The sequence below is a fragment of the Serratia sp. NPDC087055 genome, from assembly GCF_044900985.1.
In the GTDB taxonomy this organism is placed as follows: Bacteria; Pseudomonadota; Gammaproteobacteria; order Enterobacterales; family Enterobacteriaceae; genus Serratia.
In genome coordinates this window covers 2141946-2156223 of record NZ_JBJDOG010000001.1, presented here as the reverse complement: position 1 = coordinate 2156223, position 14278 = coordinate 2141946, and the positions used below count along the sequence as shown (strand labels likewise).

Sequence of the window (14278 nt, the reverse complement as noted above, 5' to 3'; positions counted from 1 at the left end):
CCCCTTTATTTGGCTTTATTTATCGGAACAGATGCTCGGCGTGGAAACGCAGATGGTCTTCAATAAAACTGGCGATGGTAAAATAGCTGTGATCGTAACCCGGCTGGATGCGCAAGGTCAGCGGCCAGTCGCGTTGGCGTGCCAGTTCGGCCAGCTTGGCAGGTTGCAGTTGATCGGCCAGGAATTGATCGTCATCCCCCTGATCCACCAACACCGGCATTTTTTCCGCACCATTGGCCAGCAGATGACAACTGTCATATTGCAGCCACTGATTTTCGTCATCCCCCAAATAGGTGCTGAAGGCTTTACGCCCCCAGGGTACCTGGCAGGGGTTCACGATCGGCGCGAACGCCGAGACAGAACGGAAACGCTGAGGATTGCGGAATGCCATCATCAATGCACCGTGACCGCCCATAGAGTGACCGAAAATCGACTGACGGTCGCTTACGCTGAAATGCTGATTAATTAACGCCGGCAACTCATCGCTGATGTAGTCGTACATCCGGAAGTGTTTGTCCCAGGGAGCCTGGGTGGCATTCAAATAGAAACCGGCACCCTGGCCCAGATCGTACCCTTCATCATTGGGGACATCCTCGCCGCGTGGGCTGGTATCAGCCATAACCAGTATCAGTCCCAGTTCAGCAGCGATGCGCTGTGCGCCGGCCTTCAACGTGAAGTTTTCATCATTGCAGGTCAGCCCCGACAGCCAGTACAGCACCGGCGGCGGGTTATCGTCGCGCGGTGGTGGCAGATAGATGCTGAAAGTCATGTTGCAATTCAGGCTCTGCGCCGCATGGCGGTAGCGCTGTTGCCAGCCGCCGAACATACGGTGCTCTTCGAGAAGTTCTAATGACAAAGTCATCTCTGCCTCCTGGCTTATTTTTTATCGAAGTGAATAACGGAACGGATAGATTTGCCTTCGTGCATCAAATCGAACGCCTCGTTAATCTGTTCGAGTCCCATGGTATGCGTAATAAAGTCGTTCAGAGCGAACTCGCCGTCCATGTAGCGTTGGACAATACCTGGCAGTTGCGAACGGCCCTTCACGCCACCAAAGGCGGAGCCACGCCACACACGGCCGGTCACCAGTTGGAACGGACGGGTAGAGATCTCTTGACCGGCACCGGCTACACCGATAATGACGGATTCACCCCAGCCTTTATGACAACATTCCAGCGCCGAGCGCATTACGTTGACGTTACCGATACACTCGAAGGAGAAATCAACGCCGCCGTCGGTCAGTTCGACGATCACATCCTGAATCGGCTTATCGTAATCTTTCGGGTTGATCAGATCGGTCGCGCCCAGTTTGCGTGCCAAATCGAATTTGCTGGTGTTGATATCAATGCCGATGATGCGGCCTGCACCGGCCATCTGTGCACCGATGATGGCCGACAAACCAATGCCCCCGAGGCCGAAGATAGCGACGGTATCGCCTTTTTGCACCTTGGCCGTGTTGATCACCGCACCCATGCCGGTGGTGACGCCGCAACCCAGCAGGCAGACTTCTTCCAGCGGGGCTTCTTTACTGATTTTTGCCAGTGAAATTTCCGGTACCACGGTGTATTCGGAGAAGGTTGAAGTACCCATGTAGTGGAAGATGGGCTTGCCGTCTTTGAAGAAGCGGGTGGTGCCGTCCGGCATCAGACCTTTGCCCTGGGTGGCACGGATCGCCTGGCACAGGTTGGTTTTGCCGGATTTACAGAATTTGCACTCGCCGCATTCTGGGGTGTATAGCGGGATCACATGATCGCCGACTGCGACGCTGGTGACGCCTTCACCGATAGCCTCAACCACGCCACCGCCTTCATGCCCGAGGATCGCCGGGAATACGCCTTCTGGATCTGCACCAGACAGGGTGTAGGCATCCGTGTGGCAGACGCCGGTGGCGACGATCCGCACCAGCACTTCGCCTTTTTGTGGTGGCATCAGATCGACTTCTTCAATCTTCAGTGGCTGGTTCGGGCCCCAGGCAACGGCGGCACGGGTTTTGATCATTTCCATCATAGTCTCCAGTGGTCTATTTTTTAAATCAGGCTATATCGATAGCATTTGGTAAGTCGTAGGCAGTATTTTCAACCGTGGCGGTTTCTGCCTGTTCAATGATTAATTCTTTCAGGGCGCGTACGTTTGGCCCAAAGGCGTCGCGTCGCCACAACAGCCAGGTGGCGGTTTGGGCGATATCATCCGGCAGGGTATGCACTTTTACTCGTTCATGACCCGGTAGCAGGCTGAGGACAGAATGCGGGATCATCGCCAACCCCGCACCGCTGGCAACGCAGGCCAACATCGCGTGGTAGGACTGTATTTCCATCACTTGGCCTGGAAGCACACCTTCACGCTTGAACCAGGATTCCAGCCGCAGTCGGTAAGAGCAACTGGCGCGGAAGGCGAACAAGGTTTCACCCTTGGCGTCTTTGGCGTTATGGATCGGCAGGTGGTCGAGACAGGAGATCACCACCATATGTTCGGGGAAGGCGATGCAACCGTTGAGTTCATCGTACTGGACCGGCCCGTCGACCAAGGCGGCCGCCAGTGTGCCGGCACGCACACGTTCCGTGATTTCGCCGGAAGTGCCGGTGCTCAGCGACAGCGAAACCTGCGAGAAGCGCTGGTGATACGCCGCCAGCAATGTGGGCAAACGGGTGGCGGCAGTGCTTTCCATTGACCCAATGGCGAAGTTACCTGCGGGCTCACCGGCATGAGTGATGCTCATGGCCTCTTCGCTCAGTGCCAGGATGCGATGGGCGTAACAGAGAAAATTATGGCCCATCGGTGAAAGCCGCAGGCGCTGTTTTTCGCGGATAAATAGATCGGTACCCAGTTCCACTTCGAGCTGGCGCAGGCGTGTGGTCAGGTTCGACGGCACGCGGTGCAATTGCTCGGCGGCACGGGCGACAGAGCCCGTTTCGGCAACGCTGCAGAACATTCGGAGCTGGGTCAGATCCATAGCATTCTCTTTTCGTGATGAACTTGATGAGCATTATTCAGTTTTTGTAAGTGTAATGCTACGGCATGATACTGGCAACTTTCTTTTAACAGTTTGGATAACACTACATGGCCATAAGAATTGCCCTGAGCGGTTTTATTGCGTTGATCGTCGCCATGGGGATTGGCCGTTTTGCCTTCACCCCGCAGGTGCCGCTGATGATTGCCGAACACCAGTTCACCCTGACCGGGGCTGGATTGGTGGCAGCCATCAATTATTTGGGGTACCTGTGCGGTGCTTACGACGCTATGCGTGCCAGCCGACATGTCGAGCGTCGACTGTGGCTGGGCGTGTGGGGAGCCGTGCTCTTGACGCTGCTTTCCGCCTGGGTTCAGGGCGAGTGGTGGCATGGTGCCGTGCGCTTTTTCATCGGTTGGGCCAGCGGCTGGTCGATGGTATTGGTCGCGGCCTGGACCAACGAGCGGTTGGCACACTATGGCCGGCCGGCACTCAGTGCCGCGGTGTTTGCTGGCCCAGGGGCCGGGATTTTTATCAGCGGCATGTTGGCGGTCGGCATTCACAGTATGGCGCTGACAGCGTCACAAGCCTGGATGGTGTACGGTACGTTGGCGCTGGTGCTGATCGGCGCAATCAGCATTAACCTGCCGAAGGCCGGCGAGTTACACCGGCCAAATGTTGCCCCAGAGCCGCTGCTGCTCACCCCGGCGCTTAAGCGCCTGGTATGGAGCTACAGTTTGGCAGGCTTTGGTTATATTCTGCCGGCCACCTTCCTGTCGCAGATGGCGGCCGCACGTTTTCCTGGCAGTGTCTTTGCGCAATTTGTCTGGCCGATCTTCGGTGGGGCGGCAGTATTGGGGATTATTCTCGGCATTCTGACTCGACACCGGCTGACGACCCAGACGCGTTTGGCTATCACCCTGTGGGTACAGGCGTTAGGGGTTTTAAGTGCGGAAATTGTGCCGGGGGTTGCCGGGCTGGCGTTGGGGGCGCTGCTGACCGGCGGTGGTTTCCTCAGTGTGGTGCAGTTATCTATCCAGCACGGCCGCGAGTTGGCGCCCAACCATGCACGATATATGGCGGGTTTATTGACCACCGGTTACGCGATTGGTCAGTTAGTCGGCCCTACGCTGTCGGCCTTATCAACCGCACTGACCCATAGGTTGGAGCCTGCATTATACATTGCCGTCGTGGCGTTGATCGTGGCCGGTCTGCTGGTGGTCAATACGCCGGCACGCGAGCTGGCGCGAAAACCGATGCCGCAATGATTAAATTCCGTACAAAAAACGTGGAATAGCCGCAGCTGGCCTGATTGTGCTAAATGCGAATATTTCACCTGCGGATGAAACACAATCACTGGATAATCCCCTCACTCTCATCTAGAGTGGGGGCAAAATCTTGACTGGGTTCACGTTATTAACTGCGGAAACTTCTGTCGTCAGGAGAGTATGCAATTCACTCATCTGCTCGGTAAAACAGCCGGATGAGCGAGTTCAAGTCCGTTGGAGAGAAGAAATGACATCATTAAGTAAAGAAGCTGCATTGGTTCATGCAGCGCTCGAAGAGCGCGGTCTGGAAACTCCGTTACGCGGCGAAGTGCTGGATCGCGAGACGCGTAAACGTCGTATTAAAGAGCACATGACGGAAATCATGCAGCTGCTTAATCTCGATCTGTCCGACGACAGCCTGGCGGAAACCCCACACCGCATCGCCAAAATGTATGTCGATGAGATTTTCTCCGGCCTGGACTACGCCAACTTCCCGAAAATCACCGTCATCGAAAACAAGATGAAGGTGGATGAAATGGTGACGGTGCGTGATATCACCCTGACCAGTACGTGCGAACACCACTTCGTGACGATCGACGGTAAGGCGACTGTGGCCTATATCCCGAAAGATGCCGTTATCGGTTTGTCTAAAATCAACCGTATCGTGCAGTTCTTCTCCCAGCGACCGCAGGTGCAAGAACGTTTGACTCAGCAGATCCTGGTGGCTTTGCAAACCCTACTGGGGACCAATAACGTGGCGGTATCGATCGATGCGGTCCATTATTGTGTTAAGGCGCGCGGTATCCGTGACGCGACCAGCGCCACCACCACCACCTCGCTGGGTGGGCTATTCAAGTCCAGTCAGAACACTCGCCAGGAATTCCTGCGCGCGGTGCGCCATCATCAGGGGTGATGTGGGTTCACCGAACAAGAACAGGCGCCTGCGGGCGCCTTTTTTAATGACCGGAATACAGCGGTAAAATAATGAACAATGCTCCGATAACACCGCTGCCGCGCATCGCCACGCTGGACTGCGTGCGCGGTATCGCCATCCTTGGCATTCTGCTGCTGAACATCAGCGCCTTTGGATTGCCGAAAGCGGCCTATCTTAACCCTGCCTACCTGGGGCTGCCGTCGTCGCGCGATGCCTGGACCTGGGCGCTGTTGGATATTTTCGCTCAGGCCAAATTTCTGGCGATGTTCGCACTGTTATTTGGTGCCGGTTTGCAGATGTTGCTTCGCCGCGGCAAAGGCTGGATACGTGCACGGTTGTCTTGGCTGGTGCTCTTTGGCTTGGCCCATGCCATCTTCTTCTGGGACGGTGACATTCTGTTGGCCTATGGGTTGATTGGCCTTGTGTGCTGGCGGATGATCCGCGATGCCAAAGAAACCTATCAACTGCTGAAAACGGGCGTGGTGCTGTACCTGATCGGCGTAGGGGTACTGCTGCTACTGGGCTTTATCTCGCACGGTGAACCGGGCGGTTTTTGGCAACCGGGCGTGGCAGAGCTGCAGTATGAGAAATTCTGGAAGTTGCAGGGGGGAATGGAAGCCTGGCGCAGCCGCACCGATCTGCTCTCTTCGAGCCTGTTGGCGATTGGCGCGCAATACGGCTGGGAACTGGCGGGCCTAATGCTGTTCGGTGCCGGGTTGATGCGCAGTGGCTGGCTGCGTGGGACTTATTCTCCGGGTTACTATCGTCGTCAGGCGGCCTGGCTGATACCGCTTTCATTGTTAATTCAATTACCGGCAGTGGCATTGCAATGGCATCTTCACTGGGACTACCGCTGGAGCGGTTTTTTATTGCAGGTGCCGCGTGAACTGGGCGCCCCCTTGCAGGCCATGGGGTATCTGGCCTTGTGCTACGGTTTCTGGCCAACGCTGTCGCGCCTACGTATCGGCCATTGGCTGACGCAGGTCGGGCGTATGGCGTTGAGCAATTACCTGCTGCAAACGCTGATTTGCACCACGTTGTTCTACCGCTTTGGCTTGTATCAGCAATTTGACCGTCTGCAATTATTGGCGTTTGTTCCCGCAGTTTGGTTGGCTAACCTGTTGTTTTCAAACTTGTGGTTGCATTATTTTGCTCAGGGCCCGGTTGAGTGGCTATGGCGCAAGTTGACTCGTCTGGCTGCCGGCAAAACGGAGGCCAAGGTACTGAACTGAGATCTGGCGCAGGTAGGTTAAAAAAATGTATGTAAACGTTTTCTTTCCTGTGACGTAATTCACGCAGAGGAGGAGGACAAACGGGGTAGGATAGCGCCACTGTCAACTACCCCGACCTCAGGATCTTTCATGACCTCTGTTCACCCAACCACCATTCGCGACGTGGCGAAGCGTGCGGGCGTGTCCGTGGCGACCGTCTCCCGCGTGCTCAACCACAGTGCCCTGACCAGCAAAGAAACGCGTGAACAGGTGCTCAAAGCGGTGGCCGAACTGGGTTATCGGCCCAATGCCAATGCGCAAGCACTGGCGACGCAGAGCAGCGATACCCTCGGAGTCGTGGTGATGGACGTCTCCGATCCCTTCTTCGGCGCATTGGTGAAAGCGGTAGACACTGTCGCGCAGCAACATCATAAATATCTGTTGATTGGCAACAGTTACCATCAGGCGGATAAAGAGCGCCACGCTATCGAGGTACTGCTCCGGCAGCGGTGTAATGCATTGATTGTTCATGCAAAAACCCTGTGTGATGCAGAATTGATCGGCTTTCTTGATCAGGTGCCGGGTATGGTCTTGATCAACAGAATTATCGCGGGTTATGAACATCGCTGCGTCGGCCTGGACAATATCAGCGGCGCAGAGATGGCAATGCGTTTGCTTTTATCACAGGGCCATCAGCGTATCGGCTATTTGGGCTCCAACCACCCCATTGAAGATGGTCCGTTACGTCAGCAGGGCTATGCGCAGGCGATGGGCACTGCCGGCCTCGCGACGCCAGACAATTGGCGTGCCTATGGTTCGCCGGACTTGCAGGGCGGGGAGTCTGCAATGATCGAATTGCTGAGCCGTAACCTGCACTTGAGCGCCGTGTTCGCCTACAATGACGCCATGGCTGCCGGTGCCATGGCGGTGTTGAAAGAAAACGGTATCACAGTACCGCAAAATTTCTCGCTGGTGGGGTTCGATGACATTCCTATCGCGCGCTATACCAGCCCGAAACTCACCACGGTACGCTATCCCATTGTTACCATGGCGACTTTGGCGACTGAACTGGCCCTGCAGGGAGCAGCAGGCCAGCTGGAGACTCAGGCCCGTCATTTGTTCATGCCTACCCTGGTGCGCCGCCATTCTGTTGCCCCTTGGCAAAGTGAGGCGACGGTCACTCTCTGAACATTTAATCTTGTGTAACCGTTTTCAATTTGTGAGAAAATTCACAGATTATTAACATCACGCCGTCTATGCTCTAGGCGTTTTCCAGCGTAAAGGCACTTGCCGCTGCTGTTTTATCTCACGCTGGCGTCCTATTTTTCAGGAATAACATGATTCACGGATGACAGGGAAACTCCCAGGCCCGGTCGTGCACTCACCACCGGTGACCCTTGGCCAAATACTGAGCAAGACCCTACATAAACCGGAGACACACAATGAATAAGAAGGTTTTCACCCTGGCCGCGACGGCCGCAGCCATGATGTTTGGCGCCGCAGCACACGCAGATACCCGTATTGGCGTCACTATTTATAAATACGACGACAACTTTATGTCGGTGGTTCGCAAGGCAATCGAGAAAGACGCCAAGGCCTCTCCGGATGTCACTTTGCTGATGAATGACTCACAGAACGACCAATCCAAACAGAACGACCAGATCGATGTGCTGATTGCCAAAGGCGTAAAAGCGCTGGCGATCAACCTGGTTGACCCGGCAGCTGCCCCGGTGGTTATTGATAAAGCACGCGCAAACGATATCCCGATCGTGTTCTACAACAAAGAGCCTTCACGTAAAGCGCTGGACAGCTATGACAAAGCGTATTACGTGGGAACCGACTCTAAAGAATCCGGCGTGATCCAGGGTCAATTGATTGAGAAGCACTGGAAAGCGAATCCGAACTGGGATCTGAACAAAGATGGTCAGATTCAGTATGTGTTGCTGAAAGGCGAACCAGGCCATCCGGACGCTGAAGCACGCACCACCTACGTGGTGAAAACACTGAATGACGACGGCATTAAGACTCAGCAGCTGCAAATGGATACCGCAATGTGGGACACCGCACAGGCGAAAGACAAGATGGATGCCTGGCTATCTGGCCCTAACGCCAACAAAATTGAAGTGGTTATCGCCAACAACGATGCAATGGCGATGGGTGCGGTAGAAGCGCTGAAGGCACATAACAAATCCAGCATTCCGGTCTTCGGTGTGGATGCGTTGCCTGAAGCACTGGCGATGGTGAAGTCCGGAGCGATGGCGGGGACAGTATTGAACGATGCCGACAATCAGGCTAAAGCCACTTTCGAATTGGCGAAAAACCTGGCTGCGGGCAAACCGGCTGCCGATGGCACCAAATATAAGATCGAAAATAAAGTGGTTCGTATTCCTTACGTTGGTGTAGATAAAGACAACCTGTCTCAGTTTGTCAAATAAGTGCTGAGATAACACACAATGAACCCGTTTGCGGTGCGCTAACCCGCGCCAACACCAGGAAAGCCGCAAACGGGGCATTTATTATTAAAAGACCGACAAGCCAGGTGTATTTATGGCCGACAGCCCACGCGAATTTTTACTGGAAATGACCGATATCAGTAAGTCATTTCCCGGCGTCAAGGCATTGGATAATGTGAATCTGCGTGTTCGTCCGCACTCCATTCATGCGTTAATGGGGGAGAACGGCGCGGGGAAATCGACATTATTAAAATGCCTGTTTGGCATTTATAAAAAAGATGCCGGCAGTATTATTTTTCAGGGCCAGGAAGTTGATTTCAAAAGCTCTAAAGAGGCATTGGAACACGGTGTTTCAATGGTTCATCAAGAGTTAAACCTGGTCTTGCAGCGCACCGTGATGGACAACATGTGGTTGGGGCGTTACCCGACCAAGGGCATGTTTGTCGATCAGGACAAGATGCTGAAAGACACTCAGGCGATATTTGACGAGTTGGATATTGATATTAATCCACGGGATAAAGTGGGGACGTTATCGGTATCGCAAATGCAGATGATCGAAATTGCCAAGGCTTTCTCCTACGACGCTAAAATTGTCATTATGGATGAGCCGACATCGTCACTGACGGAAAAAGAGGTGAATCATTTATTCACCATTATCCGCAAGTTGAAAGAGCGCGGCTGCGGCATTGTTTATATCTCGCACAAGATGGAAGAAATCTTCCAACTGTGCGACGAAATCACCATTCTGCGCGATGGTCAGTGGATCGCCACCCAGCCGCTGGAAGGGCTGGATATGGACAAGATCATCTCAATGATGGTGGGGCGTTCGCTCAGCCAGCGCTTCCCAGACAGGCAGAATACGCCGGGCGAGGTGATCCTGGAGGTGAAGAACCTGACGTCGTTGCGTCAGCCTTCGATTCGCGATGTTTCCTTCGATCTGCATCAGGGGGAAATCCTCGGCATTGCCGGGCTGGTGGGGGCCAAACGTACCGACATAGTGGAAACCCTGTTCGGCATTCGTGAGAAAATCGCTGGCACCATCAAGCTGCACGGCAAAGTCATCAACAACCACAGCGCGAATGAAGCGATAAACCACGGTTTTGCCTTGGTGACGGAAGAGCGTCGTTCCACCGGGATTTACGCCTATCTGGACGTTGGCTTCAACTCGCTGATCTCCAATATCCGCAACTATAAAAATAAAATCGGCCTGCTGGACAACGCGCGAATGAAAAGCGATACCCAGTGGGTGATCGATGCTATGCGGGTTAAAACACCCGGTCATCATACCAATATTGGTTCGCTGTCCGGCGGTAACCAGCAGAAGGTGATCATCGGCCGCTGGCTGCTGACTCAGCCAGAAATATTAATGCTGGATGAACCGACGCGCGGCATCGACGTTGGTGCCAAATTCGAAATTTATCAATTGATGACCGAACTGGCGAAGAAGGGCAAGGGGATCATTATTGTCTCGTCTGAAATGCCGGAGCTTTTGGGAATTACCGACAGAATATTGGTGATGAGTAATGGTCAGGTTGCGGGCATCGTTAATACCAAACAGACCTCGCAAAATGAAATTTTACGTCTCGCATCCCTGCACCTTTAAGGATCAGAATTATGAACGCGCTGAATAAGAAAACTTTGTTCACCTATTTTAAGGAAGGTGGCATTTACGTGGTATTGCTGGTGCTGCTGGCAATTATTATTATCCAGGATCCGACATTCCTCAGTTTAATGAACCTGAGTAACATCCTGACTCAGTCTTCGGTGCGCATCATTATTGCACTGGGCGTAGCGGGGCTGATTGTCACGCAGGGGACTGACCTGTCAGCCGGACGTCAGGTTGGGTTGGCGGCGGTGATTGCGGCGACGTTATTGCAGTCAATGGATAACGTCAATAAAGTGTTCCCGCACATGGAAACCTGGTCGATTCCGCTGGTGATCCTGCTGGTGTGTGCCGTTGGCGCCGTGATCGGCTTGGTTAACGGGTTGATTATTGCTTATCTCAATGTGACACCCTTTATTACTACGCTGGGTACCATGATTATCGTGTACGGCATTAACTCGCTGTATTACGACTCTGTCGGCGCGTCCCCAGTGGCGGGGTTTGATCCCAAGTTCTCGACCTTTGCTCAAGGATTCCTGCGTTTCGGGGACTTTAAGCTGTCGTACATTACCTTCTACGCCATCATTGCGATTATTTTTGTCTGGATCCTGTGGAACAAGACCCGCTTCGGTAAAAATATCTTCGCTATTGGCGGTAACCCAGAGGCGGCAAAGGTGTCAGGCGTGAACGTGCCGCTGAACCTGATCATGATTTATGCGCTGTCCGGCGTATTCTATGCCTTCGGGGGGCTATTGGAAGCGGGCCGTATCGGTAGTGCCACCAACAACCTTGGCTTTATGTATGAGCTGGATGCGATAGCCGCGTGTGTGGTGGGGGGCGTGTCCTTTGCCGGCGGGGTGGGGACGGTGCTGGGGGTGGTGACCGGGGTGATCATCTTCACCGTCATCAACTATGGACTCACCTATATCGGTGTTAACCCTTACTGGCAGTACATCATCAAGGGTGGCATTATTATCTTTGCCGTGGCCTTGGATTCACTGAAGTACGCCAAGAAAAAATAGTCGCGGTTCAGGGATGGAAACGGCCAGCATCTGCTGGCCGTTATTGTTTTGACCGAAGGAATTAAGACTATTTGGCCTTTTGCTTTTCCGCTGCCAGCTTGTGTTCCAGCTCAACCAACTGTTCAGGCGACACCGCCGGATAACCTTGAGCATCTTCAGGTACGGTATGCATGGCGGAAATGGGGATCAGCGGGCCAAGGAAGCGGGGTTCGCGTTTGAGAATGTACAGATCGGTCAGCGCGCCAAGGCGGGCGAAGATCTCGCGAGCACGCACCGTCATCATATCTTTCGGTGAAGGTACCGCATAACACTGCGCCTGGATCCCCATATGCAACGCAATAAACAGCGCACGTTCGCAGTGGAAGCGTTGCGTGATGATAATAAAGTCGTTGGTATCAAACACTTTTCGGGTACGTACGATGGAATCCAGCGTGCGGAACCCTGCATAATCCAACACGATGTCGCTGGGCGCCACGCCTGCTGCAATCAAATCGCGGCGCATGGTCATAGGTTCGTTGTAGCTTTGCTGGGCATTGTCACCGCTCAACAGCAGGTATTTTACCTTACCGCTGTTGTAGGCGTTGATCGCCCCCTGAATGCGGTAGCGGTAATATTGGTTGATTACGCCGGTACGGTAATACTTGGCGGTGCCGAGTACCACACCCACTTGCCGATGGGGCAGACCTTGTAGCTCGTCATAGATGTAAGGCGCGGTTTTCCAGCTGATCCAGCGATCAAGCGCGAGAGCTGAAGCCATCACCAGTGCAGTAATGATGAACAGGCTGATGATCAGGCGTTTCCACATGTTATTGCCTTACGCGCACAGGGGCCAAAAAAGATGGCTCAAGGCTACTTTACCTGACTGGTTGAAGCAAGCTTGTCCCTCTCTCAAGCGCGCATTACGCGGCATTTTTAGGCAATGTTACCCATAAAAAAAGCCCGGTTAACCGGGCTTTATCTGCTTCATCTTTATCAATCAGAATGAGGTGCGCTTGTAGCTGCGATATTGCGGACGCCAGAAGTTGTGTTCGATGGCTTTTGACAGCGCCTCTTCAGAGGTGACGACGGCCATTCCCTGCAGTTGAGCTGCTTTACCGACTTCCATTGCGATGCATTTCGACACGCCCTGAATATCATCGATATCCGGCAATAAGGCACCATGTCCATCGGTCGCTAACGGCGAACATTCAGCCAATGCTCGGCTCGCGGCCATCAACATGGCATCGGTAACGCGGGTGGCGCCGGAGGCCAGAACGCCCAAACCAATCCCCGGGAAGATATAGGAGTTGTTGCACTGGGCGATAGGGAACAGCTGGTCTTTATAGCTCACGGGGGCGAATGGGCTGCCGGTTGCCACTAACGCTGCGCCATCGGTCCAGTTGATGATGTCTTCCGGGCGCGCTTCCACGCGGGAAGTCGGGTTGGACAATGGCATCACGATCGGACGCGAACAATGCTTGTGCATTTCGCGGATCAGCTCTTCGGTGAACAGGCCCGGCTGACCAGACACGCCAATCAGAATGGTTGGCTTGGCGTTACGTACGACATCCAGCAGTGAAATGGCATCGCTTTCTGTCTGCCATTCGACCAGATTTTCGCTTTTTTGCACCAGCTTGCTTTGGAAATCGAGCAGGTTAGGCAGCTTGTCGGTCAGCAGGCCAAAACGGTCGACCATAAAGACGCGCGCGCGGGCTTCATCTTCGCTCAGGCCTTCGGATTTCATCTGCGCGATAATTTGCTCGGCAATACCACAACCGGCGGAACCTGCACCAAGGAAGGTTACGGTTTGATCACGCAGTTGCCTGCCCGCCGCACGGCTGGCGGCGATAAGGCTGCCAAGCGTGACGGCTGCGGTACCCTGAATATCGTCGTTAAAGCAGCAGATTTCGTTGCGGTAGCGGTTCAACAGCGGGGTGGCGTTATTCTGCGCAAAGTCTTCGAACTGCAACAACACATTCGGCCAGCGACGTTTTACGGCCTGAATAAATTCTTCTACGAAAGCGTGGTATTCATCACCAGAAATACGCGGGTGGCGCCAACCCATGTACAGCGGATCATTCAGGCGTTGTGGGTTGTTGGTCCCGACATCCAGCACTACCGGCAGGGTATAGGCGGGGCTGATACCGCCGCAGGCGGTGTACAGAGACAGCTTACCAATAGGAATACCCATGCCGCCGATGCCCTGGTCGCCCAGGCCGAGAATGCGTTCACCGTCGGTGACGACGATCACTTTGACGTTTTGCTTGGTGGCGTTTTGCAGCATGTCATCAATGCGATCGCGGTTCGGGTAGGAAATAAACAGCCCACGCGCACGGCGATAAATATCGGAGAAATGCTCACAAGCTTCACCCACCGTCGGTGTGTAGATGATTGGCATCATCTCACTCAGGTGTGAGTCAAGCAGACGGTAGAACAGGGTTTCGTTGGTGTCCTGAATGTTACGCAGGTAAATGTGCTTATCGCTGTCGTTTTTGAAATCCTGATACTGGCGATAGGCACGTTCTGCTTGTTCTTCAATGGTTTCTACGGCATCAGGCAGTAAGCCTTGCAGGTTAAAATGGCTACGTTCTTCTTCAGTGAAGGCGCTGCCTTTATTCAGCAGCGGGAATTCCAGCAGAATAGGGCCAGCATAAGGGATGTAGAGGGGGCGTTTGCTTTCGTATTCAAGTTCCATGGCTTTTGCTCTTCAACGTATCGGATAACTTTATGGGGTAGATCCTAAAAGATCGGGAAAATATGTACAGCAATTGTTATCGGATCATGAGGTAAATTGGCGCAATTATCGACGATCACGCCCTAATTTAACTAAAGAAAGTGTTTTAAGACGTGAATGCCATTGT

12 protein-coding genes are annotated in these 14278 nt (G+C 53.7%); 7 read left to right on the top strand and 5 right to left on the bottom strand.

Annotated elements, in window-relative coordinates:
* Positions 1 to 19 precede the first annotated feature (19 nt).
* Genes fghA through ACI2J2_RS10180 form a run of 3 tightly spaced genes read right to left on the bottom strand, consistent with a single transcriptional unit; the run spans position 20 to position 2950 of the window.
* Entirely contained in the window at positions 20 to 862 is an 843-nt protein-coding gene (gene fghA, locus ACI2J2_RS10190) for an S-formylglutathione hydrolase (protein WP_404760015.1), read from the bottom strand.
* 14 nt (positions 863 to 876) lie between these two features.
* The gene (locus tag ACI2J2_RS10185) at positions 877 to 2004 is read right to left on the bottom strand and encodes an S-(hydroxymethyl)glutathione dehydrogenase/class III alcohol dehydrogenase (RefSeq protein ID WP_012005990.1); all 1128 of its coding nucleotides are present in this window, start codon (positions 2002 to 2004) and stop codon (positions 877 to 879) included.
* Positions 2005 to 2032: 28 nt separating this feature from the next.
* A complete protein-coding gene (locus tag ACI2J2_RS10180; RefSeq protein WP_209632432.1) occupies positions 2033 to 2950 on the bottom strand; it encodes a putrescine utilization regulator PtrR in 918 nt (305 codons plus the stop codon).
* A gap of 107 nt (positions 2951 to 3057) precedes the next feature.
* Between ACI2J2_RS10180 and ACI2J2_RS10175 the strand changes: the two genes are divergently transcribed.
* The 7 genes from ACI2J2_RS10175 to mglC all read left to right on the top strand — a co-directional run bounded on the left by ACI2J2_RS10175 (position 3058) and on the right by mglC (position 11438).
* Positions 3058 to 4215: a YbfB/YjiJ family MFS transporter gene (locus ACI2J2_RS10175; RefSeq protein ID WP_265557142.1), complete on the top strand. Its 1158-nt coding sequence runs from the start codon at positions 3058 to 3060 to the stop codon at positions 4213 to 4215.
* Between the two features lie 247 nt (positions 4216 to 4462).
* The gene (gene folE / locus ACI2J2_RS10170) at positions 4463 to 5128 is read left to right on the top strand and encodes a GTP cyclohydrolase I FolE (protein WP_004942347.1); all 666 of its coding nucleotides are present in this window, start codon (positions 4463 to 4465) and stop codon (positions 5126 to 5128) included.
* Between the two features lie 71 nt (positions 5129 to 5199).
* The gene (gene yeiB / locus ACI2J2_RS10165) at positions 5200 to 6381 is read left to right on the top strand and encodes a DUF418 domain-containing protein YeiB (protein ID WP_280921259.1); all 1182 of its coding nucleotides are present in this window, start codon (positions 5200 to 5202) and stop codon (positions 6379 to 6381) included.
* Positions 6382 to 6510: 129 nt separating this feature from the next.
* Entirely contained in the window at positions 6511 to 7548 is a 1038-nt protein-coding gene (gene galS, locus ACI2J2_RS10160; RefSeq protein ID WP_209632434.1) for an HTH-type transcriptional regulator GalS, read from the top strand.
* A gap of 254 nt (positions 7549 to 7802) precedes the next feature.
* Positions 7803 to 8795: a galactose/glucose ABC transporter substrate-binding protein MglB gene (gene mglB, locus ACI2J2_RS10155; protein WP_037420206.1), complete on the top strand. Its 993-nt coding sequence runs from the start codon at positions 7803 to 7805 to the stop codon at positions 8793 to 8795.
* A 112-nt stretch (positions 8796 to 8907) separates the two neighbouring features.
* On the top strand, positions 8908 to 10416 hold the full coding sequence (mglA, locus tag ACI2J2_RS10150; protein WP_209632435.1) for a galactose/methyl galactoside ABC transporter ATP-binding protein MglA: 1509 nt from the start codon (positions 8908 to 8910) through the stop codon (positions 10414 to 10416).
* Positions 10417 to 10427: 11 nt separating this feature from the next.
* A complete protein-coding gene (gene mglC, locus ACI2J2_RS10145; RefSeq protein ID WP_012005998.1) occupies positions 10428 to 11438 on the top strand; it encodes a galactose/methyl galactoside ABC transporter permease MglC in 1011 nt (336 codons plus the stop codon).
* A gap of 67 nt (positions 11439 to 11505) precedes the next feature.
* Here the strand turns inward: mglC and sanA are convergent, their stop codons facing one another.
* Complete coding sequence (gene sanA, locus ACI2J2_RS10140) at positions 11506 to 12243, bottom strand: outer membrane permeability protein SanA (protein ID WP_265555337.1); 738 nt, start codon at positions 12241 to 12243, stop codon at positions 11506 to 11508.
* Between the two features lie 171 nt (positions 12244 to 12414).
* Positions 12415 to 14112: an NAD-dependent malic enzyme gene (locus tag ACI2J2_RS10135; RefSeq protein ID WP_209632437.1), complete on the bottom strand. Its 1698-nt coding sequence runs from the start codon at positions 14110 to 14112 to the stop codon at positions 12415 to 12417.
* Positions 14113 to 14278: the final 166 nt, after the last annotated feature.

Bases quoted from the DNA above. Each gene is read 5' to 3' on its own strand.
- fghA (WP_404760015.1), bottom strand. From the start codon at position 862: ATGACTTTGTCATTAGAACTTCTCGAAGAGCACCGTATGTTCGGCGGC.
- ACI2J2_RS10185 (WP_012005990.1), bottom strand. From the start codon at position 2,004: ATGGAAATGATCAAAACCCGTGCCGCCGTTGCCTGGGGCCCGAACCAG.
- ACI2J2_RS10180 (WP_209632432.1), bottom strand. From the start codon at position 2,950: ATGGATCTGACCCAGCTCCGAATGTTCTGCAGCGTTGCCGAAACGGGC.
- ACI2J2_RS10175 (WP_265557142.1), top strand. From the start codon at position 3,058: ATGGCCATAAGAATTGCCCTGAGCGGTTTTATTGCGTTGATCGTCGCC.
- folE (WP_004942347.1), top strand. From the start codon at position 4,463: ATGACATCATTAAGTAAAGAAGCTGCATTGGTTCATGCAGCGCTCGAA.
- yeiB (WP_280921259.1), top strand. From the start codon at position 5,200: ATGAACAATGCTCCGATAACACCGCTGCCGCGCATCGCCACGCTGGAC.
- galS (WP_209632434.1), top strand. From the start codon at position 6,511: ATGACCTCTGTTCACCCAACCACCATTCGCGACGTGGCGAAGCGTGCG.
- mglB (WP_037420206.1), top strand. From the start codon at position 7,803: ATGAATAAGAAGGTTTTCACCCTGGCCGCGACGGCCGCAGCCATGATG.
- mglA (WP_209632435.1), top strand. From the start codon at position 8,908: ATGGCCGACAGCCCACGCGAATTTTTACTGGAAATGACCGATATCAGT.
- mglC (WP_012005998.1), top strand. From the start codon at position 10,428: ATGAACGCGCTGAATAAGAAAACTTTGTTCACCTATTTTAAGGAAGGT.
- sanA (WP_265555337.1), bottom strand. From the start codon at position 12,243: ATGTGGAAACGCCTGATCATCAGCCTGTTCATCATTACTGCACTGGTG.
- ACI2J2_RS10135 (WP_209632437.1), bottom strand. From the start codon at position 14,112: ATGGAACTTGAATACGAAAGCAAACGCCCCCTCTACATCCCTTATGCT.